18 protein-coding genes are annotated in these 20,071 nt (G+C 70.3%); 10 read left to right on the top strand and 8 right to left on the bottom strand.

Annotated elements, in window-relative coordinates; translation table 11 throughout:
- Nucleotides 1–6: 6 nt before the first annotated feature.
- Nucleotides 7–453, bottom strand: coding sequence for a hypothetical protein (locus tag AB0I66_RS08305; RefSeq protein ID WP_363206961.1), 447 nt, complete (start codon nt 451–453; stop codon nt 7–9).
- 91 nt (nt 454–544) lie between these two features.
- Between AB0I66_RS08305 and AB0I66_RS08300 the strand changes: the two genes are divergently transcribed.
- The 3 genes from AB0I66_RS08300 (at nt 545) to AB0I66_RS08290 (ending at nt 4,889) form a co-directional block, all read left to right on the top strand.
- Nucleotides 545–2,326 carry a carbamoyltransferase C-terminal domain-containing protein gene (locus tag AB0I66_RS08300; RefSeq protein WP_363206960.1) on the top strand — a complete coding sequence of 594 codons (1,782 nt, stop codon included), beginning with the start codon at nt 545–547 and terminating at the stop codon, nt 2,324–2,326.
- 164 nt (nt 2,327–2,490) lie between these two features.
- Nucleotides 2,491–3,969 (top strand): esterase, encoded by a 1,479-nt coding sequence (locus AB0I66_RS08295; protein ID WP_363206959.1) that lies wholly within the window; start codon nt 2,491–2,493, stop codon nt 3,967–3,969.
- A 110-nt stretch (nt 3,970–4,079) separates the two neighbouring features.
- Nucleotides 4,080–4,889 (top strand): SDR family oxidoreductase, encoded by an 810-nt coding sequence (locus AB0I66_RS08290; RefSeq protein WP_363206958.1) that lies wholly within the window; start codon nt 4,080–4,082, stop codon nt 4,887–4,889.
- Here AB0I66_RS08290 and AB0I66_RS08285 read toward each other — a convergent pair.
- A complete protein-coding gene (locus AB0I66_RS08285; protein ID WP_363206957.1) occupies nt 4,886–6,025 on the bottom strand; it encodes a hypothetical protein in 1,140 nt (379 codons plus the stop codon). The genes AB0I66_RS08290 and AB0I66_RS08285 overlap by 4 nt on opposite strands.
- Nucleotides 6,026–6,244: 219 nt before the next feature.
- Here AB0I66_RS08285 and AB0I66_RS08280 point away from each other — a divergent pair, with 219 nt between their 5' ends.
- Nucleotides 6,245–6,430 (top strand): hypothetical protein, encoded by a 186-nt coding sequence (locus AB0I66_RS08280; RefSeq protein WP_363206956.1) that lies wholly within the window; start codon nt 6,245–6,247, stop codon nt 6,428–6,430.
- Nucleotides 6,427–7,272 (top strand): aldo/keto reductase, encoded by an 846-nt coding sequence (locus AB0I66_RS08275; protein WP_363206955.1) that lies wholly within the window; start codon nt 6,427–6,429, stop codon nt 7,270–7,272. The genes AB0I66_RS08280 and AB0I66_RS08275 overlap by 4 nt, the downstream gene beginning before the upstream one ends.
- 39 nt (nt 7,273–7,311) lie before the next feature.
- Here AB0I66_RS08275 and AB0I66_RS08270 read toward each other — a convergent pair whose 3' ends face one another.
- Both AB0I66_RS08270 and AB0I66_RS08265 read right to left on the bottom strand, forming a co-directional pair.
- Nucleotides 7,312–7,851 (bottom strand): GNAT family N-acetyltransferase, encoded by a 540-nt coding sequence (locus AB0I66_RS08270; RefSeq protein WP_363207843.1) that lies wholly within the window; start codon nt 7,849–7,851, stop codon nt 7,312–7,314.
- A gap of 62 nt (nt 7,852–7,913) precedes the next feature.
- Entirely contained in the window at nt 7,914–9,233 is a 1,320-nt protein-coding gene (locus tag AB0I66_RS08265; RefSeq protein WP_363206954.1) for an aminotransferase class I/II-fold pyridoxal phosphate-dependent enzyme, read from the bottom strand.
- A gap of 88 nt (nt 9,234–9,321) precedes the next feature.
- On the opposite strand from AB0I66_RS08265, the gene AB0I66_RS08260 reads away from it, so the two are divergent.
- On the top strand, nt 9,322–10,617 hold the full coding sequence (locus tag AB0I66_RS08260) for an MFS transporter (protein WP_363206953.1): 1,296 nt from the start codon (nt 9,322–9,324) through the stop codon (nt 10,615–10,617).
- An 85-nt stretch (nt 10,618–10,702) separates the two neighbouring features.
- Here the strand turns inward: AB0I66_RS08260 and AB0I66_RS08255 are convergent, their stop codons facing one another.
- On the bottom strand, nt 10,703–11,770 hold the full coding sequence (locus tag AB0I66_RS08255; RefSeq protein WP_363206952.1) for a YncE family protein: 1,068 nt from the start codon (nt 11,768–11,770) through the stop codon (nt 10,703–10,705).
- Nucleotides 11,771–11,981: 211 nt separating this feature from the next.
- On the opposite strand from AB0I66_RS08255, the gene AB0I66_RS08250 reads away from it, so the two are divergent.
- On the top strand, nt 11,982–13,484 hold the full coding sequence (locus tag AB0I66_RS08250; protein ID WP_363206951.1) for an alpha/beta hydrolase: 1,503 nt from the start codon (nt 11,982–11,984) through the stop codon (nt 13,482–13,484).
- Between the two features lie 30 nt (nt 13,485–13,514).
- Here AB0I66_RS08250 and AB0I66_RS08245 read toward each other — a convergent pair whose 3' ends face one another.
- From AB0I66_RS08245 to AB0I66_RS08235, 3 genes are read right to left on the bottom strand one after another with little or no spacing between them, the layout of a single operon-like run.
- Nucleotides 13,515–14,459 carry an aldo/keto reductase gene (locus AB0I66_RS08245; protein WP_363206950.1) on the bottom strand — a complete coding sequence of 315 codons (945 nt, stop codon included), beginning with the start codon at nt 14,457–14,459 and terminating at the stop codon, nt 13,515–13,517.
- Nucleotides 14,460–14,504: 45 nt separating this feature from the next.
- A complete protein-coding gene (locus AB0I66_RS08240; RefSeq protein WP_363206949.1) occupies nt 14,505–15,443 on the bottom strand; it encodes an adenosine kinase in 939 nt (312 codons plus the stop codon).
- Nucleotides 15,444–15,458: 15 nt separating this feature from the next.
- Nucleotides 15,459–16,499 (bottom strand): LacI family DNA-binding transcriptional regulator, encoded by a 1,041-nt coding sequence (locus AB0I66_RS08235; RefSeq protein WP_363206948.1) that lies wholly within the window; start codon nt 16,497–16,499, stop codon nt 15,459–15,461.
- Nucleotides 16,500–16,834: 335 nt separating this feature from the next.
- On the opposite strand from AB0I66_RS08235, the gene AB0I66_RS08230 reads away from it, so the two are divergent.
- Genes AB0I66_RS08230 through AB0I66_RS08220 form a run of 3 tightly spaced genes read left to right on the top strand, consistent with a single transcriptional unit; the run spans nt 16,835 to nt 20,028 of the window.
- Nucleotides 16,835–18,106, top strand: coding sequence for an extracellular solute-binding protein (locus tag AB0I66_RS08230; protein ID WP_363206947.1), 1,272 nt, complete (start codon nt 16,835–16,837; stop codon nt 18,104–18,106).
- Nucleotides 18,107–19,126, top strand: a complete 1,020-nt coding sequence (locus tag AB0I66_RS08225) for a sugar ABC transporter permease (protein WP_363206946.1) — start codon at nt 18,107–18,109, stop codon at nt 19,124–19,126.
- Nucleotides 19,127–19,131: 5 nt separating this feature from the next.
- Nucleotides 19,132–20,028 (top strand): carbohydrate ABC transporter permease, encoded by an 897-nt coding sequence (locus tag AB0I66_RS08220; RefSeq protein ID WP_363207842.1) that lies wholly within the window; start codon nt 19,132–19,134, stop codon nt 20,026–20,028.
- The last annotated feature ends 43 nt before the right edge of the window (nt 20,029–20,071 follow it).

Genomic DNA, 20,071 nt, shown 5'->3' with positions numbered 1-20,071 from the left:
GCCGGATCAGGCGTCGGCGAGACCGTCCGTCAACGGAAGGGGCTTGTTGGCCCCCTCCTTTATCTCGACGACAAGGAACGACAGAACAGATTCGCCGATGTTCTTCAGGTCATGGAGGTGATGGCGCTCCTCGGCAAAGCTGAAATGCTGGGTCTGCCCGCGGACATACGAGATCTCCCGGCTGCTGCCGTCGCTCGCGTGTTGGCGGGCCAGACCATCGGTGAGTGCTGTCCAGGAATAGTCAAGTACATGCCGGTGAACAGGAATGCGTTCTCCCGGCTGGAGATGCGTTTCCCAGATGCGCGCCGATTCGGTCTCTTTCACCAGCGTCTGGCCCACGTGTCCGTTCTGGGTGTTGGTCTCGAATTCCTTGTGCAGCGGAGGGCTCCAGCGGTCAAAGCCTTCGGCAACGACAGTGCTGGTCAGAGGGGTTGCAGAAGCATTGTTGCCCACGAACGGATCCTTTCGGTCACGGGTGTCCGGCCCAGGTTATGACCGCCCGAATTGCAGTGGCAAGGTGTTTCGACAAGGAGGATGAACGCCCGTGATCGTGCTCGGTTACAACGGATTCACCAGAGGTGCGGAACTCTTCGGACGTCTCTACGGGGCGACCGGTGTCGGCCGTAATCTCCTGGTGGGTCACGACGCGGCGGCTGCCCTGTCCATCGACGGCGAAGTGGTTGCCGCCGTCGAGGAGGAACAGCTGAGCCGGGTCAAGAAGACCTCCGATTTCCCGGCCAACGCGATCAGATGGTGCCTGGAATCCGCCGGAGTCGTACTCGACCAGGTCGACGTCGTCGCTTTCCCCTGGCGCTTCACGCCGACCGTGGCGGAGGAGATGATCGCGAAGATATCCGACTCCGACCTGCCGGTCGCGGAGAAGTTCGACTCACTGCGGCGCACGGGCGAGCTCTACACCGGGATGCTCAGCCGCGACGCGGTGTACGGCGACTTCGTCCGGCGCACCGGCCACGCGCTGGACCCCAACAAGCTCACCCTCGTGCCGCACCACCTCGCCCACCTCATGTGCGGCGCCTACCTGGCAGGCGGGGGCGACGCCGCCTTCCTGGTGAGCGACGGCCGGGCCGAGACCCTGTCCTCCGTCATGGGAGAGCTCCGCGACGGCGTGGTCCACCTCTTCGACGAAGCCACCGTCGACATGGCCAGCTCGCTCGGCGTGGTCTACGGAAGGATCACCCGCTACCTGGGCTTCGTGCCCAACAACGACGAGTACAAGGTCATGGGCCTGGCCGCCTACGGCCCGCCGCCCCAGCACAACCCCCTGCTCGAACACGTCGTGCGCCTGCACGAGGACGGCTCGTACACCCTCTCCGTCCCCGCGGACGTCGCCGCCTATCACGCGCTCTTCGACGAACTGTTCGGCGGCGACAGCGAGAAGCGCGAGGAGTTCGACTTCCGGGTCAAGGTCGCCGGGCTCGCCCAGCACATGGTCGAGGCCGTCACCGCCCACCAACTGCGGAAACTGACCGCAGCCTCCAGCCTGGACAATCTCCTCTTCGAGGGCGGCCTCGCGCTCAACTGCGTGGCCAACACGAAGATGCTTCAGCGCTCGTCGTTCACCGGCATGGAGGTCAGCTTCGGGGCCAGCGACCCGGGCGTCGCCATCGGCGCGGCCGTCCACGGCGCCGGCCTCAGGAACCGGCCCGCGGACGCGGTCACCACGCCCTACCTGGGGCCTTCGTACGACGAGCGGCAGATCCTCGAAGTACTGGGGGAGTACGCGGACCGTGTGGAGTGGCAGGAGGAGCCCGATGTCTCCGCCGTCTCGGAGAGGACGGCAGAGCTGCTGGCCGGGAAGAACGTCGTGGGCTGGTTCCAGGGCCGCGCCGAGTTCGGACCGCGCGCCCTGGGCAACCGCAGCATCCTCGCCAACCCGGCCTTCCCCGACATCAAGGACATCATCAACCTCCGGGTCAAACACCGGGAACCCTTCCGCCCGTTCGCCCCGGTCGTCCTCGCGTCCGAGGCACCCCGCGTCTTCGAGATGGGCAAGAAGACCTCGTCCCCGTACATGACGTTCGTCTTCCCGGTGCGCAAGGAGTACCAGGAGCGAATCCCCGGGGCCTGCCACGTGGACGGCACGGCACGCGTCCAGACGGTCGACGACCGGCAGAATCCCGCGCTGGCGCAGTTGCTCAGCGCCTTCACGGCGAGGACGGACGTGCCCTGTCTGCTCAACACCTCGTTCAACGTGGCCGGAGAGCCCATCGTCTGCTCGCCGCGGGACGCTCTGGAGTGCTTCCTCGCCACCGAGATCGACTACCTGGTCATCGACCGGTTCGTGGTGACCAAGAAGTCCCGCTGAATGGCGGCCATGATCCCAGAGGAATGACACGCCCCGCTTCTGACCAGGAGGTCGCGTACAACCCTTGTGCCTCATCCGGTGTCGAACAGGGCGCCGGACAAGGAACGGGCCCTTTCCGGACACCCTCGCGCCTGCCCGGCCACTTTCCTTCTCAGGAGCCGCTCGTGCGCAAGAACCGTTCGGCCGCCCTCGCCGCGGCCTCATTCCTTCTTCTCTCCGGAGCGGGCATCGTTGCCGCCCCCTCCGCCGTCGCCGGCACCCCCGGGGGTACGCACGCCGACGACCGCAACAGTGACTTCAACGGCGACGGATACGAGGACGTGCTGGTCGGAGCCCCTGGGGCGACGGTGAGCGGCCAGAAGGGCGCCGGTCTCGTCACCGCCCAGTACGGCTCCTCCAGAGGCATGAACACCACCTCCGTCGACCGGTTCAGCCAGTCGACGGGCGGTGTCGCGGGCGCCGCGGAGGCGGCCGACGGCTTCGGGACGGCCGTCGCCACCGGTGACCTGGACGCCGACGGCTTCGACGACGCGATCGTCGGCATCCCCGGCGAGGACATCGGCGACACGGTGGACGCAGGTGGGGTGGCGATCCTGTGGGGCTCGAAGGACGGCCTCAGCGGTGACGCCAGCGACTGGCTGGAGACCCAGGAGCCCACCAAGGGCGAGCAGTTCGGCCTGAGCCTCTCCGCCGCGCGCCACACCGACGAGACGCCGGGCGACATCCTCGGCGTACTGGACCGCGACGACCTGGAACTCTTCGCGTACGACGCCGCGCCGCAGGCCGACGGGCAGGCCCCGCTGCGGCGCCAGGAGACCAAGCGGCTCTCCGCGGCGGCCGAGGAGCGCGACATCACGCCGAAGTCGCTCACCACCGGCGACTACGACAACAACGGATACGCGGACCTCGTCGTGTCCGGCGTGACCGTGGGCGAGGAGCCGGGGCACGGCTGGTCCGCGTACTTCTCGGGCAACGCCGACGGCCTCAAGTACGAGCACGACCTGCGCGGCGGACCCGTCGCCGCGTCCGGCGACATCAACCACGACGGCTTCGACGACCTGGTGACCGGCGAGCCCAACTCCCCGGACGACGGGGGCGAGACCATGACCGGCGGCCTGGTCGGCGTCCGCTACGGCGACGCGGGCGGCCTCAAGGACGAGGCCAAGTGGTGGACGCAGGACAGCGTGGACGTGCCCGGCGTCGCCGAGCGCGGTGACGGCTGGGGCGCCGACCTGTCCGTGGCGGACACGAACGGAGACGGCTACGCGGACGTCGCCATCGGCGCACCCGGCGAGGACATCGGCACGGTCGCGGACGCCGGGGCGGCCTGGGTGCTGCGCGGCTCCGAGCACGGCCTGACGGGGGTCGGCGCCAAGTCGTGGGACCAGAATTCCACGGACATTCCCGGCGCGGCCGAGAAGGGTGACAAGTGGGGTGCCCAGGTGCGTCTGACGGACCCGAACCGCGACGGCCGCTTCGGTCTCCTGGCCGCCGCACCGCGCGAGAACGCCGGTGACGGCATCGTGTGGGTCCTGTCCGCGGGGTCGGGCGGCATCACCGCGTCCGGGTCGTGGACCTACGGCGCGGACTCGCTGGGCGCGCCGGGCACGGGCGCGGCGTTCGGCGCGGCGATCGACGAGTAAGGGCCGACGGCCCGCGAGGGCCTTCGGGCAGGTCGACCGAACGCGGTCGTGAGCGGCCTACGTATGATCGCCGCCAAGTGCTCACGACCGCCTTCGGAGGCTGAACAGACATGACGGAGAGCCGAGTTGTCGTCGTCACGGGCGGCGGGACGGGCATCGGTGCCGCCACCGCCCGGCAGTTGCGTGCTGCCGGGCATCGCGTCGTCGTCTCCGGACGGCGCCCCGAGCCGTTGCGCCGCATCGCCGAGGAGACCGGGGCGCTGGCCCATACCGCGGACACGGGTGAGCCCGCGGAGGTCGCCGGACTCGTCGCGGCGGCCGTCGAGGCCTACGGCCGCATCGACGGGCTCGTGCTCAACGCCGGGGTCGGGCGCAGCGGCGCGGTCGGTGACCTGTCCGACGAGGACTGGGACGCCGTGCTGCGCACCAACCTGACGGGCCCCTTCCTGCTGATGCGGGCCGCGCTTCCCCATCTCCTTGAGGCGCGCGGCTCGGTGGTCGCGGTCGCCTCGGTCGCCGCGCTGCGCAATGGCGTGGCCAACGCGGCGTACGCCACGTCCAAGGCGGCGCTGCTCCAGCTGTGCCGCTCCCTCGCCGTCGACTACGGCAAGGCCGGTCTGCGCGCCAACACCGTGTGCCCCAGCTGGGTGCGCACCGAGATGGCCGACCGGCGGATGACCCGGTTCGCCGAGGAGGCGGGCCTGGGGGACGGCGGGGCCGACGCGGCGTACGAGGAAGCGACGCGGCTCGTCCCCGCGGGCCGGCCGGGGCAGCCGGAAGAGGTCGCCGAGGCGATCTCCTGGCTGCTTTCGCCCGCCGCCTCCTTCGTCAACGGCGCGTCGCTGACGGTCGACGGCGGGGTGACGGCGGTGGACCCCGGCACCTCCGCCTTCGACTTCGGCATCACGCCGAGAGGCTAGGGCCCTTCTCCGAAGCGTTCCACGCGGAGCTGGGCGGGTGGGTATGGCGAGAAGGAGGTCGTGCCCACCGACCAGTGACCGCCGTCCGTGCCGGGGATCGGGGCGATGGCCTGGGGCAGATAGGTGGACGGCGTCTCCGGCCCGCGCTCGCTGAGCCAGGCCGCCCCGTCCCAGCGCAGGTAATGGGCGCGCTTCTGGTCCCAGAAGTCCCAGCCGCAGATCCGGTCCGGCCGCCCGGCGGCGTCGCCCGCGATGCCGCTCAACAGGCCGACGGTGAACGGCGCCCGGACGTTGTTCCACTGGGTGCCGTCCCAGTGCTGCAGGGTGACGCCGGGCGGTTTGCCGGGCGGCCCGCCCACGCCGTACGCGAATCCGGTGAGCCAGATGTCGTCGTGCGCGACCGGGAGCAGTCCCGTCACCGAGGCACGGATGCCGAGCGTGCGGGGCACCACCGTCCAGGCGCCGTCCCAGCGGGCGATGATGTCGCCGTAGACCCACACCTCGCCGCCGGGCGTCACATGGACGCCGGTCGGCGTGGGCGCGGTCTCGTCCGGCAGCGGCCGGCACCAGCGCCACGTCGTGCCGTCGGTGCGCATCAGGCCGGCGCGGTCACCGTGCCGCCCCGAGACCCAGAACCGGCCGTCGGGGGCAGCGGTGACGTCCGTCAGCTGTGTCCCTGCTGCACCCCGCCCGGGAAAGTCGGTCTCGCGCCAGGTGGCTCCGTCCCACGCGAGGAGCTGGTCGTGCCCGGCGGTGTCCGTGCCGATGGCCCAGGCGGAGCCGTTCGCCGACGTGCCGTCCGGTGAGGCGGCGACCGCGCGGAGTCCGCCTCTGTACGTCAGGTGGGAGAGGTCGGTCCGCGACCAGGCGGAGCCGTTCCAGCTGAGGGCGAGTGGGGTGCCGAGCGTGCCTCCATAGCGGCCCTGTTCGCCCACGGCCCAGGCGAGTTGCGGGCCGGCGGCGGTCACCGCGAGCAGGTGGGCGGCCTCCTGGGCGGCCGGTGCGGCGACTTGGTGCCAGGCTGCGGCCGCGGTGGCGGTGGCGGATCGTGCGGTGGCGGCGCCGGATAAGGGGATGGGCAGGGTCAGCCCCGCGCCGGTGATGGCCAGACCGCGGACAAAGACTCGTCTTCGCATGAAGGAACCCTTCCTGAGGCTTGAGGCTTGAGGGTTGAGGTTTCAGGCTTGAGGCCTTTCGGGAGGCAACACCCTGAACCGGGCGTCGTGGGCCGTCAATGCACGGGGGTGCGCAATTCCCGGCGGGTTCGGCGGGGACCAGCGGGAAATCGGGATCGGCGGGAACCGATCACGCATTCGGTTCGTCGTCGTGGTGACAGCTGTGGCGCGAGGAGGAGCATGGCCGAGGAACCGTCCGCATGGGAGCTGCTCCTGCTCTTCCTCCTCATCGGGGGCACCGTCACTCTCGCGGGCGGGGCGGTGGTGCTGTCGCTGGTCGGGCTCGTGGTCTGGGTGAACCACCGTCTGCGCAGGCGGCGCCGGCTCGGCCCGGACACATCCACGAGGGGGAGACACGACACATGACATCGAGCACCTTCCGCATCGGCGGGGAAATCCCTGTCCACCGCATGGGATTCGGGGCGATGCGCCTCGCCACCGAGGCCGGAGAGGCCAGGAACGCCTCCATCAGGGTGGCCAGGCAGGCCGTGGAGCTGGGCATCACGCTGATCGACACGGCGTTCATGTACGGGTGGGGCGCCAACGAGGAACTTCTGGTCGAAGCGCTGTATCCCTACCCCGACGACCTGCTCATCGCGACCAAGGTCGCGATCGAGCGCCCGAGGCCCGGCGAGGAGGCGCGGACCAACGGCCGGCCGGAGTTTCTGCGTGAGCAGGTCGAGCAGGCGCTGCGCCGACTGCGCGTCGAGCGGATCGGGCTCCTCCAGATGCACCGTCTCGACCCGAAGGTGCCGCTCGCGGACCAGCTCGGCACGCTGCGGGAGTTTCAACTCGACGGCAGGATCGGTCACATCGGCCTGTCGGAGGTCACCGTCGACGAGCTGCACGAGGCGCGGCAGATCGTCGACGTGGCGAGCGTGCAGAACCGCTACAGCGTGCTGGACCGGGAGCACGAGGCCGTGCTCGACGCCTGTGACGCGGCGGGGATCGCTTTCCTGCCCTGGCGTCCGGTCCACCCGGCGGCCTCGACCGGGGCGGCCGAGATCGCGGCCGTCGCGGCCGAACTCGACGCCACCGCGGCACAGATCGCCCTGGCCTGGCTCCTTGACCGTTCGCCGGTCGTACTGCCGATTCCCGGCACCGCCTCGCTCGACCACCTGGCGGAGAACGTCGCCGCGGCCGGTCTCCGGCTGAGCGCGGAGCAGCGGGAGCGCCTCGACCGGCTCACGCTTCCCGCGCAGGGCTGAGCCGGGCCGTCCGCCCGTCCGCCCGCCCGTCCGTCCGCATCACGGTGCGGGCCGGTCGATCCGGTAGAGGTGGTGGGCGCGGTCGTCGAGGGGGTTGTCGGGTTCCAGCGACACCTCGGCGATCCGCCGCAGGCCCGCCTTCTCCAGGGCGCGCCAGGACGCGTGATTGCCCGCGTGTACGGGGACGAGTACCGCGGTGGCCTCCGGGTGATCGCTCCAGGTGGCCTCGATGACCGCTCGGATCATGCGCGTGCCGAGTCCCCGGCCGATGTACGAAGGCTCCCCGATCAGGTAGTCGATGCTCATGGCGCCCTCGGGAATCTCCGCCTGGCCGGCCAACTCGTCCCCGTACTCCGGGTAGTCGGCGAAGCGGCAGCGCTGGACGAGGCCGAACGGTGTGCCGTCCAGCAGCATGAGCAGGTCCTCCGACGGCTCCTCGCCACGCGCCGCCGGGCCGAAGTCGCGTGCCACGGCCTCGGGCGAGGTCTCGTGATTCCACCAGCGTGCGACGAACGGCTGCTCGAGCCACTGTCGCAGCAGGGGGAAGTCCGGTTCGTCGAGCCGCCGCCAGCTGATCACCCGCTCGTCGACCACCGTCCGCCTCCTGCCTCTCGCCTCTTGCATTCTGTCTTGCCCTGGCCTCAACCGCCGTACGTCGCCTCGGAGTCGTCGAGCACCGCGGCGAAGTCCGCGGCGAACCGAGCCGCGTCCGACACCTCTAGCGTGGCCGTCGTGATCCGTACGGCGGTGGGCGTGGCGATGCGGAAGCGTGCGCCCGCGGCCACCCACCACCCGTGTGAGCGAAGGCCGTTGACCACGGCGGACTCGTCCCGCACCGGGACCCACACGTTCATCCCGCTCGCGCCACGCGCCGCGATCCCGTGCCGCGCGAGCTCTGCGATCAGCGCCTCGCGCCGCTCGGTGTAGGCCTGTTCGGCCTGTCCGATCAGCGTCCGCGCGTCTGGGTCGTGCATCGTGCGCTCGACCGTCTCCTGCAGCAGATGACTGACCCATCCCGAGGTGAGCAGCATCCGGCCCTCGTGCCGGGCCAGCGTGGTCGCGTCGCACGCGAGTGCCGCCCACCGCAGGTCGACGCTCAGGTGCTTGGACACGGTCCGCACCTGCGCCCACCGCCCAAGTCCGCCGGCAGCCAGCGGGTACGAGGGTGCGCCCGCGATCTCCGCGTTGTGGTCGTCCTCGATGACCAGGACGTCAGGGAAGCCGCCGAGTGCTTCGAGGAGGGCGTCGCGTCGTGCCTCCGAGAAGCTGCCGCCCACCGGGTTCTGCCCGCGGGGGCTGCACACCACCGCTCTGGCGCCGGCCCGCAGCGCGACGGTCAGCGCGTCCGGTCTGATTCCCTCGTCGTCCACCGCGACCGGCAGCATGCGCAGCCCCAACGCCGGTACGAGATCCAGGAGATGGTGGAAGCCCGGGTCCTCGACGGCCACCGCGTCGCCCGGCTTCAGCTCCGTGGAGAGCAGCCGCGCCATGCAGTCCAGTGCCCCGTGCGCGAAGGTCACCCGGCCGTCGGGGATGCCGTCGCGGGCGAACCATTCGCGGGACAGTTCCTCGAGTCGCGTACGGCGCGGTGAGCCGCGGTGCGAACCGAGGACGGGGGCCACGCGCCCGGGCGGCAGCAGCACGGGCATCAGTGCCGGGTCCGGATGTCCGCCCGCCAGATCGCACACGCCGTGCGGCACTCGCGGGGGTCGGCGCGTGCCGATCGCGGGCGCCTGCGCGACCACCGTCCCGCCACGTCCCCGCGTCACCACGATGCCGCGCTGCCGGAGCTCCTTGTAGGCCGTGGCCACCGTCCCCGCGCTGACCCCGAGGTCATCGGCCAGTCTCCGTACCGGAGGCAGGGCGTCACCCGGGCCCAGACCGCCTTCGGCCACGGCCTGTTCGACCGACGAGGTAATGCCCTTGGCGGTCGTGCCCTTGATCGCATATTGTGCTGCCACGTAAACAACTATGTATCAGTACAAAAGTCGAAGTCAAGCGGGAAGTCGAGCGGGAAGTCGGGGCCAAGTGGGAAACCAAGGGGGAGTGGTGGGCATCAGCCGTCGGCGGGCCGCGCTGTACGCACGCATACCGGGGGGTCTCGACGGCCGCCGCATGCTCTGGATCGCCCTGATCAACAAGGTCGGGACCGGACTGTGGATGGGTGCGGCCGCCCTCTACTTCACCTTGGTCACCGGGCTCTCCGTCGCCGAGGTCGGCGTGCTCATGGGGGTCTCGGGCGCCGTCGGCATCGCGGGTGCGCCGCTCGCGGGTCACCTCGCCGACCGGTTCCCCGTCACCCGCGTCATCTTCGGCGCCCAACTCCAGCAGGCCGTCGCCCTGTTGGCGTTGCTGACGACGGACAACTTCTCCCTGCTCCTGCTGTACTCGTCCGTGAACAGCCTCGCCGACCGCGGGGCCAACGTCCTCACCAAGCTGTACGCCGCCCGCATCGCGGGCCCCGATCGCACCAAATATCAAGCCGTGCAGCGCACCGTGTCCAACGCGGGCTGGGCCATCGGCGGCCTTGCCGGGGCGCTAGCCCTCGCCGTCGGCACGGACCACGCCTACCAGGCCCTGCTCATCGGCAACGTGCTCAGCTTCCTCCTCGCCGCCTTCCTCACCCTGCGCTGCGCGGAACCGCCGTCCCCCTCCCGGGTGGTCACCGATTCCACGGCGTCCGAGCGCCCTGCTCCGCCGTCGAACCCCTGGCGCGACCGTCCCTACCTGCTGTTCACCGCCACCGAGGCGGCACTCTTCCTCGACGACGCCGTACTCCAGGTCGGCATGCCCCTGTGGATCGTGCACGCCACGGACGCCCCGCACGGTCTCGCGCCGCTGCTCATGGTCCTCAACTGCGTGCTCGTCGTCTGCTGCCAGGTCCCGCTGTCCCGCTTCGGGGGCACACCGGACGCCGCCCGCGCACTCCTCGTCCCACTGGCCGCCTGCTTCGTGGTCGGCTGCGCCGCGATGACCGTATCGGTGGCGGGCGGCACCTGGCTGGCCGTCACCGCCCTGGTGGCCGCGGCGATCGCCTTCACCTTCGCGGAGATCCTGCACGCCATTGCGTCCTGGGAACTCTCCATCGCGCTCGCCCCCGATGACGCCCAGGGCGCCTACCTCGGCGTGCACGGCCTTTCGTCATCGGCCCAGCGCAGCGGCGGACCGCTCCTGGTCACGGCCGTGATCGCCGCGGGCCCCCTCGCCTGGCCGGTGCTCGGCGCGGGGGTGATCGCGACCGTCGCGGCGCAGAGTCACCTCGTACGCAAGAGGCTGGTGCGTACGAGCGGTCCGGTGGACGCGCCCGGCGCGGCCAGTGACCGCGGTCAGCGGCTCACCTCGTGACCCCGTCGCCGCGTACGCGGACGCCCCGCCCGCCACGGTCGAGTGGCGGGCGGGGCGTCGAGTGGTTCGCGGCGTGGGCGCGGGCTCAGCGGCCGATGCGGATGCGGTGCGCCTTGTCCTGGCCCTCGGGGCCGGTGCCGGACTTGTCGACCACGAAGGCCGTACCGCCCGTCACCTGCACGTGGTTGGGGTTGGCGCCGGTGGCCAGGGTCTCGACGACGGCGCCCTTGGCGGGGTCGACGACGGTGACGGTGCCGGGGGTCCGGTTGGCGACCAGGACCTTGCCCGAACGCCGGTCGGTGGCGACGGACAGGGCGCCCGCGCCGGTCGGCACGGACTTCGTCACGGTGCCCTTTTTGAGGTCGACGACCGAGAGGCCGCCCGCGGCCTGGTCGGCGGTGTAGGCGGTGCGGCCGTTCTTGGAGAGCGCGATGGAGATCGGGCCGTCGCCGGTCGGGATGAGGCGCGGGCTCCCGCCCTTCGGGGTGATTTCGATGATCCGGTCGCCGTTGAGGTCGGCGGCGTAGAGGGCGCCGGTCCGCGCGTTCAGGGCGAGGCCGGTCGGGCTGGACCCCTCGACCGTGACGCGCTTCTTCTCCTTGAGCGTGCGGGTGTCGAAGGCGACGACGGTGCCGTCGCCGAAGCCGCTCGCCCACGCCGTGTTGTGCTTGGCGTCCACGACGACCTCACGGGCGTGGTTCACGCCGGGCAGCGAGGTGAGGTGCTTGCCGGTGCGCTGGTCGTAGACGGCGACGGAGTTGTCGCGGGTGTTCGTCGTCCAGACGGTGTTGTGCTCGTCGTCTACGGCGACGCCGTAGACGGCCTCGACGGCGCCGGTCGTGGCGTTGGTGACGGGAGGCGTGAAGGTGGCCTTCACCTTCAGGGTGCGCGGGTCGACCTTCAGCAGGCTGGAGTTGGTGACGGGCGGCCGGCCCACCGCGGAGGTGGCCCACAGCACGTTGTTCCGCTCGGAGTACGCGGACTGGTAGAGCCCCTTCACGAGCGGCGCGGACTCGACGGTCGAGCCCGACGCTTTGCCGGAGGCCTTGCCGGGCTGCGCGGAGGCGGTACCGGTCAGGGCCAGCGCACTGCCGGCGGCGAGGGCCACGGCGACTGCGGCGGTACGGCGGATGCGGCAGGTGAGTGAGGACATGCTGCGTCAATCTCCTTGACTGAGGCGCCTCCAAGAGAGGCGATCAGTCGCTAACTTAGCTTAGGCTTGCCTAAGTCGCACATCGTGAATCGTGTGGCGCCCGCCACATCCGCCCCTCCGTCCCCTAAGGGGAAGGAGGGGGTAAACCCCCACCCGCATCGGCCAGTTGGCAGGATGTGGCGGCCGTTCGCGATCGGCGAGGCTCTTCCCCATGACTCAGATCAAGCGCAACGCAGCCCTGCTCGCCGCCTCGGCCGCCGCCCTCAGCCTCACCGCCCCGCTGGCCGCGACAGCCGCGACTCCCGCCGTTCCCCGTACTTCCTCCGTCGCCGAACCCCTGAACTGGAAGCCGTGCGAGGGCAGCCGTCTCGACCCCCGCCAGGAGTGCGCCACCGTCGAGGTCCCGATGGACTACGCCGCCCCCACAGGCAGACAGATCGGCATCGCCGTCTCCCGCATCCCCAGCGAGAACCCCGAGGCACGCCGCGGCGCCCTGTTCCTGATCCCGGGCGGGCCCGGCGGCCTCGGCCTCGACACCCCCTCGGGAAAGGGCCAGAAGCTGCCGCAAGCGGTCCGCGACACCTATGACCTGATCGGCTTCGACCCCCGCGGGCTCGGCCGCTCCACCCCGGTCAGCTGCCGCTTCGAACACGCCGACCTCGCCACGACGAGACTGCGGCCCTGGCCGGCCCCCGACGGCTCCATCAGCGAGAACATGACCACCGCGCAGCGGATGTCGGACGCCTGCGCGCGCAACGGCGGCGACCTCATCCGCCACATCAGCACCGCCAACGAGGCCCGTGACATCGACCGCGTCCGGGCGGCGCTCGGCGAGCGGAAGATCTCCGCGTGGGGCGTCTCCTACGGCACATACGTCGGGGCGGTCTACAGCCAGCTCTTCCCGCACCGCACCGACCGCGTCGTACTGGACAGCAACGACGACCCCGACCCCACGCGTGTCTCCCGCGCCTGGGTCGCCGGGCACGAGCAGGGAGTCGAGGACACCTTCCCCGAGTTCGCCAAGTGGGCCTCGGCACCCGGCAATCCGAAGCGCCTGGCCCGGACGGCGGCCGAAGTGCGCCCGCTCTTCCTGCGCCTGGCCGCCGACCTCGACCGCGAGCCGATCCCGTGGCCCGGCGCCAACCCCGAGGAGCTCAACGGCAACGTCCTGCGCCAGACCCTGCTGAACACGCTCTACGACCCCGACAACTTCCCCGCGCTCGCCGAGCTGATCCTGGCCGCGCGGAACGGCACGGTCCCACCTGCACCGCAGGCTCCGCCGGAGGCCATGATGCAGAACGCCGTCGCGGTGGGTTCCGCCGTCCTCTGCAACGACGTCGAGTGGCCCGAGGCGGCGGCCGCGTACGAGAAGGGGGTCGCCGAGAGCCGGGCCAAGTACCCCCTGACCGCGGGGATGCCACGCAACGCGATGCCGTGTGCCGCCTGGCCCTACAAGCCGAAGGAGGCCCCCGTGCGGATCACCTCGCGCGGCCCGTCCAACATCCTTCTCGTCCAGAACGAGCGCGACCCGGCGACCCCGCTCAGCGGCGCCCTCAAGCTCCGCACAGCCCTGGGCAAGCGCGCCACCATGGTCACGGTCGACTCGACCGGCCACGACGCCTATCTCGCCAACGGCAACGAGTGCGGCGACCGCACCGTCTCCCACTACTTGGCGACGGGGGAGCGGCCCGGGCGGGACACCTACTGCGACTGAGTCGGGGATCGAGGGCAGTGGGACGGTGACCTAGGGCAGCGGCCCGCCCCGGGCGGTGATCCACAGGTCGTACCACTCCTCGTGGGTGAGTTCGGGTTCGCGGTGCACGGCGTCGCGGCAGGCCAGGATGCGGTCCGGGCGGCTGGTGCCGATGACGGGGGCGATCCGTGCCGGGTGCCGTTGCAGCCACCACAGGAGGATCGTCTCCGGGGTCGTCCGCTTGCGTGCGGCGAGGTCGGCGACGAGCCGTGCGGTCGGGGTCTCGCCGCCGCCGGTGAAGCGGCCCCGGGCGAGGGCTCCCCAGGCCTGCAGTTGGATGCCGTTGGCGGTGCAGTATTCGAGCGTCCCGTGCGGGAAGCCGCTGTCGGCCGCGGCCGGGGTGTTGACCAGTACCCCGGCCTCCACCCAGTCGCGGCACTCCAGGCTCATCTCCAGCTGGTTGGCGACGAGCGGCACGTCCAGGTGCGCCCGCAGGTGCGCGATCTGCGCGGCGCTCATGTTCGACACACCGAACCGGCGCACCAGGCCCTGTCCGTGCAGCGAGGCCAGCGCCTTCGCGATCTCCTCCGGCCCGGTCAGCGGGTCGGGGCGGTGCAGGAGCAGTACGTCGATCACGTCGGTGCGCAGCCGGGTGAGGCTCTCCTCGACCCGCTGGACGATGTTCGGCCCGCGCAGGTCGTACAGACCGGGCCGGTCACCGTCGGCCAGCCGGATGCCGCACTTGGTCTGCAGGACGATGCGCTCGCGCAGCCCGGACGCCCTGGCGAGCACCTCGCCGAACACCGCCTCCGACTTGCCGTGCCGGTAGATGTCGGCCTGGTCGAACACCGTGATGCCGGCCTCCAGCGCGGCCTCCACGGCGGCCTCGGCCGTGGCGATGTCCTCGGCGGCGTACGGCGTGGTGTCCCAGGAGCCGCCGAGCCCCATGCATCCGTACAGCACCCGACCGGTGCGCACGTCGGTCCGTGATGCCATTTCTCTTCCTCCGTGTCGCTGTGGGGTGGACCCGGCCATCGTCGCTCAGGCCCGCGGTGGTGCGGTGGGCGGTCCGCCCGGGGACTCGGCGGCCAGGGAGAGGAGTTGTTCCCTGGTGATGACGTCGGTGCCGGTGGCCGGGACGGTGCAGGCGTACGCTCCGGCGATCGCGCCGTAGCGGGCGCACCGCAGGGGGGACTCGCCGGCGAGGTGGCCGAAGAGGTAGGCGGCGGCGAAGGCGTCACCGGCGCCGTTGGAGTCCACCACGGGCGCCGGAGGCGTGACGGGCGGCACGTGGGACAGCTCGCCGTCGACGAGGAGGTGGGCACCCTGGGCCCCGGCCGTCGCGACGACCGCCTCGGCCCGGCCTCGCGCGGCGATCTGACGCATGGTCTTCTCCGGGTCGGCCAGCGCGGTGGCCGAGAGGAAGACGATGTCGGCCTCGTAGGCGAAGGCCTCGTGGTAGGGCTCGGTGCCGTCCCAGTCGTGCAGGTCGGTCGAGATGCTCACACCGGCCGCGCGCAGCGTGGGCAGGGCGAAGGCGCAGGGATGGGTGAGGGAGACATGGGCGTGCCCGCTCACCGCGGCGAGGGCCTCGACCGTCGCCGTGGGCAGCCGGTCCGTGTCCTGTGCCCGGCTGTTGTCGTACAGCGAGAGGCGCCGCCCGTCGGGGCCGACCAGGTTCACCGCGCGTTTGGTGCCGCGACGCTGGAGCACCTCGGTGAAGGGGATCGCGCGCTCGCGGTGCAGCGCGCGGACCAGGTCGCCCTCGTGGTCGTCGCCGATGAGGTCGATGTGATGGGTGCGCAGCCCCAGCGCCTGCACGCCCATCGCGACGAAGTCACCGGTCTGCCCGGCGCGCATGTCGATCGCGGGCACCATGTAGCTGTCGGCGTAGGGGAGCGGCAGCTCGGGGACGTACACGATCGAGTCCACGCCTGCGCCGCCGAGCACCAGGACGTCGATCTCGGTCTCAGTGGGCACGGGTGCTCCTGCTCGTCAGTGCTGGTCCGAGGGCCGGTCCGGTCGGCCGGACGCCGTCGAGCCGCGGACGACGAGCTCCGGCATGAAGAGGAACTCGCTGTGCGGGGCGGGAGTTCCGCCGATCTCCTCCAGGAGCGTGCGCACGGAGGCCTGTCCCATTGCCTGGACCGGCTGGCGGATGGTGGTCAGCGGGGGGTCGGTGAAGGCGATGAGCGGCGAGTCGTCGTAGCCGACCACCGAGATGTCGTGCGGCACCCGCAAGTCCCGTTCCCGCGCGGCGCGGACGGCGCCGAGCGCCATCATGTCGCTGGCGCACACGATCGCGGTGCAGCCGCGGCCGATCAGTGTGCCCGCCGCGGCCTGACCGCCCTCCAGGGTGTAGAGGGAGTGCTCGATCAACTGCTCGGAGTCCGCCGACGACATCCCGAGGCGTTCGCGCATGCCGATCTGGAAGCCCTCGATCTTGCGCAGGACGGGCACGAAACGCTTGGGGCCCACCGCGAGCCCGATGCGGGTGTGCCCCAGTGAGGCGAGGTGGGTGACGGCGAGCCGGGCCGCGGCGCGGTCGTCCGTGGAGACGAAGGGGCCCTGCACCTTGGGGGAGAAGCCGTTGACGAGGACGAAGGGCACGCCTTTGCCGCGCAGCACCTCGTAGCGCTCCATGTCGGCGGTGGTGTCGGCGTGCAGGCCCGAGACGAAGATGATCCCGGAGACGCCGCGGTCCACCAGCATGTCGGTGAGCTCGTCCTCGGTGGAGCCGCCGGGCGTCTGGGTGGCCAGGACGGGCGTGTAGCCCTGGCGGGTCAGGGCCTGGGCGATGACCTGGGCGAGGGCGGGGAAGATCGGATTGTCCAGCTCGGGCGTGATCAGGCCGATCAGTCCGGCGCTGCTGCGCTGCCGCAGCCGCGAGGGACGTTCGAAGCCGAGCATGTCCAGGGCGGCCAGGACGGATTCGCGGGTCGCCGCCGCCACACCGGGCTTGCCGTTGAGGACGCGGCTGACGGTGGCTTCGCTCACCCCCGCCTGCGCTGCGATGTCGACGAGCCGTGCGGTCATGCGGGGACTGTACCGGTGATCCGCCGTATTGCACACCAGTTGTGAAAGCTTGCAGAAAGTTCCGGTTCTGCAAGGACCTTGCGGGACATCTGAGGTCAAGCAGGGGCGACTCGTGCCACCTCAAAGGCCTGTCAAGCGCAGCAAGAGCAACCGTAAGGACACACGGCGGTAACGATCAGCAGCCCTTGCAGAAATTTCCCGCAAGGTCTTTCGGGCGCTTTTCAATCCTGTTACGTTCCCTGGCAACCCGGCGCCGCGTCGAGTGCGGCTCGTAGGAGGCAGCCCTGTCGGGGGTTCCGCCTCTCCTTGTTCCGGGATCAGTTGAAGGAGTTCACATGCGGCGTGGCATAGCGGCCACCGCACTGGTCGCGACCCTGTCCTTGACGGTGGCAGCGTGCGGTGGCGATGACGGTGACAGCGGCAGCAAGGGTTCGGGCAAGCTGTCCGGAACCGTCACTTTCTGGGACACCTCGAACGACGCCGAGAAGGGGACCTACGAGAAGCTCGCCAAGGGCTTCGAGAAGCTCCACCCGGACGTCAAGGTCAACTATGTGAGCGTCGCGTTCGGCGAGGCCAACGCCAAGTTCAAGAACGCCGCGGGCGGCAACTCCGGCGCCCCCGACGTGATGCGCACCGAGGTCGCCTGGGTCGCCGACTTCGCCAACCTGGGCTACCTCGCCCCGCTGGAGGGCACCCCCGCCCTGGACAAGGCGGACGACTACCTCCCGCAGGCCGCGGCCAGCACCAAGTTCAAGGGCAAGACCTACGCCGCCCCGCAGACGATCGACACCCTGGCGCTCTTCTACAACAAGAAGCTGCTCAAGGAAGCCGGCGTCGAGGCCCCCAAGACCTTCGACGAGGTGAAGACCGCCGCCAAGAAGATCAAGTCGAAGTCCGGCAAGACCGGCCTCTACCTGCGCGGCGACGACCCGTACTACTACCTCCCGTACCTCTACGGCGAGGGCGGCGACCTCCTCGACACCAAGAGCAAGAAGATCACCGTCGACGACCCCGAGGGCGCCGCAGCCTTCAAGGTCATGAAGGACCTGGTCGACTCCAAGGCCGCCACCACCGACGCGAGCGACGGCTACAACAACCAGCTCAACGCCTTCAAGGACGGCGACGTCGCGATGGCCCTCGACGGACCCTGGTCCATCGAAGGCGCGCTGCAGGGCAAGTCGTTCAAGGGCGACAAGGGCAACCTCGGCATCGCCCCGGTGCCCGGCGGCAGCGACCGCCAGGCCTCCCCGCAGGGCGGCTGGAACCTCGCGGCCTACGCGGGCTCCAAGAACCTCGACGCGAGCTACGAGTTCATCAAGTACATGAGCTCGGCCAAGGTGCAGCAGCAGACCACCGAGAAGCTGAGCCTGCTGCCCACCCGCACCTCGGTGTACGACGTGCAGTCCGTCAAGGACAACCAGATGGTGCAGTTCTTCAAGCCGGCCGTGGACAAGTCCGTGGAGCGGCCGTGGATTCCGCAGGCCAACGCCCTGTTCGAGCCGATCCGGCTGCAGATGGAGAAGGTGCTCAGCGGCAAGACCTCGCCCGAGAACGGCGCGAAGGGTGTCGGCGACGCCTACCGCAAGCTGCTGAAGGACTACAAGTAAATGGCTGTTGACAGCAGCCAGTCTCTGGCCAAGGCCGCGGACGCCCAGGGCGCCCGCGGCCGCGGCCGGCGGACCGGCGACACCGGCAAGACCCCCGGACGGCTGCGCAGGTCGCTGTCCACGCACTGGTACGCCTGGGCCATGGTCGCCCCCGTGGTGGCCGTCATCGGCGTGATCATCGGATACCCGCTGGTGCGGGGCCTGTACCTGTCGACGACCGACGCCAACGAGGCGAACGTCGAGCGCACCATCGGCATGAACCACATCCCGGCGACCTACAAGTCCGTCGGCCTGGACAACTACACTGCGGTCCTCCAGGACGGCGTCTTCTGGGACCGCCTGACCTGGACGATCATCTGGACCGTCTCGTGTGTCGCGATCTCCTTCGCGCTCGGCCTGGTCCTGGCGAACATGCTCAACCGCAAGCTGGCGGGGCGCTCCCTCTACCGGATGGCGCTGATCCTGCCCTGGGCGGTGCCCGCCTTCGTCTCCGTCTTCACCTGGCGGCTGCTGTTCAACGAGAAGAACGGCATCCTCAACAAGATCCTCGCCGGTGGCGGCATCGACGCGATCCCGTGGCTCAACGACCCCACGTGGGCCAAGCTCTCGGTGATCACGGTCAACGTCTGGCTCGGCGTCCCGTTCATGCTGGTCGCCATGCTCGGCGGACTCCAGTCCATCCCCGGTGAGCTCTACGAGGCCGCCGAGATGGACGGCGCGAACGCCTGGCAGCGCTTCCGGCACATCACCCTGCCGGGCCTGCGGACGGTCAGCAGCACCGTCATCCTCATCAGCGGCATCTGGACCTTCAACATGTTCCCGGTGATCTTCCTGCTCACCCGGGGCGGTCCGGGAGACGCCACCGAGATCCTGGTGACGTACGCCTACCGGCTCTCGTTCGTCGTGAGTCCGCGCGACTTCGCGGGATCCGCGGCCTGGGGCGTCATCATTCTGCTGCTCCTTTCGCTCTTCGCGGTCGTCTACCGCCGCGCGCTCCGCAAGCAGGGAGAAGTGTGGTGACCACCATGACCGACGAGAAGACCTCGGCGACCGGCGGGAAGACCCCGCCCCCGGCCCGGCCCAAGAAGGTCAGGGAGCGCGGCGAGCGCGGCCCGCTGGCCTCGGTCGGCCTCCACATGGGCCTCCTGATCGCCTCCGCCACCGCGATCCTGCCGCCGCTGTGGCTGCTCATCACCTCGTTCAAGCCGACCAGCGAGGCGTTCTCCACCGACCTGGTCAAGGACTTCACGCTCCGCAACTACGACCACGTCGTCAACGACACCGAGTTCCTGAGCTGGCTCGCCAACTCACTGCTCGTCGTCGGCCTCACCACCGTGATAGGCGTCTTCATCTCGGCGACCACCGGATACGCCGTCAGCCGCTTCAAGTTCCCCGGCATGCGGCCGCTGATGTGGCTCCTGCTGATCACCCAGATGTTCCCCGTCGCGGTGCTCATCGTGCCGCTCTACAACCTCCTGGCGAGCCTGGGCCTGCTCAACCAGCCCGTCGGCCTCGTCGTCACCTATCTGACGATCGCCGTGCCCTTCTGCGCCTGGATGATGAAGGGGTACTTCGACACCATCCCGGTGGAGATCGACGAGGCAGGCCGGGTGGACGGACTCAATCCGTTCGGCACGTTCTGGCGGCTCATCGTGCCGCTGGCCAAGCCCGGTCTGGCCGTCACGGGCTTCTACAGCTTCATCACCGGCTGGGCCGAGGTCGCCTACGCCTCCGCCTTCATGACCGGCGAGGAGAACCTCACCCTGGCGGGCGGCCTGCAGACCTTCGTCAACCAGTACACCAGCGACTGGGGCTCGCTGACGGCCGCGGCGGTGATCGTCGCCGTGCCCGCCGCGGTGATCTTCGGCTTCGTGCAGCGCCACCTCGTCTCCGGTCTCACGGCCGGCGCGACGAAGTCCTGACACGCGGCCCCGCCACCGCGCACACCCCCCTCGCACTCGACCT

Source organism: Streptomyces sp. NPDC050439 (assembly GCF_040655335.1).
In the GTDB taxonomy this organism is placed as follows: domain Bacteria; phylum Actinomycetota; class Actinomycetes; order Streptomycetales; family Streptomycetaceae; genus Streptomyces.
The sequence above is the reverse complement of the archived record's forward strand: the minus strand, read 5'-3'. Positions and strand labels throughout refer to the sequence as shown.

Excerpts from the sequence above, each read along its gene's own strand:
- AB0I66_RS08220 (WP_363207842.1), top strand. The coding sequence starts at position 19,132 with ATGACCGACGAGAAGACCTCGGCGACCGGCGGGAAGACCCCGCCCCCG.
- AB0I66_RS08225 (WP_363206946.1), top strand. The coding sequence starts at position 18,107 with ATGGCTGTTGACAGCAGCCAGTCTCTGGCCAAGGCCGCGGACGCCCAG.
- AB0I66_RS08290 (WP_363206958.1), top strand. The coding sequence starts at position 4,080 with ATGACGGAGAGCCGAGTTGTCGTCGTCACGGGCGGCGGGACGGGCATC.
- AB0I66_RS08250 (WP_363206951.1), top strand. The coding sequence starts at position 11,982 with ATGACTCAGATCAAGCGCAACGCAGCCCTGCTCGCCGCCTCGGCCGCC.
- AB0I66_RS08235 (WP_363206948.1), bottom strand. The coding sequence starts at position 16,499 with ATGACCGCACGGCTCGTCGACATCGCAGCGCAGGCGGGGGTGAGCGAA.
- AB0I66_RS08230 (WP_363206947.1), top strand. The coding sequence starts at position 16,835 with ATGCGGCGTGGCATAGCGGCCACCGCACTGGTCGCGACCCTGTCCTTG.
- AB0I66_RS08275 (WP_363206955.1), top strand. The coding sequence starts at position 6,427 with ATGACATCGAGCACCTTCCGCATCGGCGGGGAAATCCCTGTCCACCGC.
- AB0I66_RS08245 (WP_363206950.1), bottom strand. The coding sequence starts at position 14,459 with ATGGCATCACGGACCGACGTGCGCACCGGTCGGGTGCTGTACGGATGC.
- AB0I66_RS08285 (WP_363206957.1), bottom strand. The coding sequence starts at position 6,025 with ATGCGAAGACGAGTCTTTGTCCGCGGTCTGGCCATCACCGGCGCGGGG.
- AB0I66_RS08255 (WP_363206952.1), bottom strand. The coding sequence starts at position 11,770 with ATGTCCTCACTCACCTGCCGCATCCGCCGTACCGCCGCAGTCGCCGTG.
- AB0I66_RS08280 (WP_363206956.1), top strand. The coding sequence starts at position 6,245 with ATGGCCGAGGAACCGTCCGCATGGGAGCTGCTCCTGCTCTTCCTCCTC.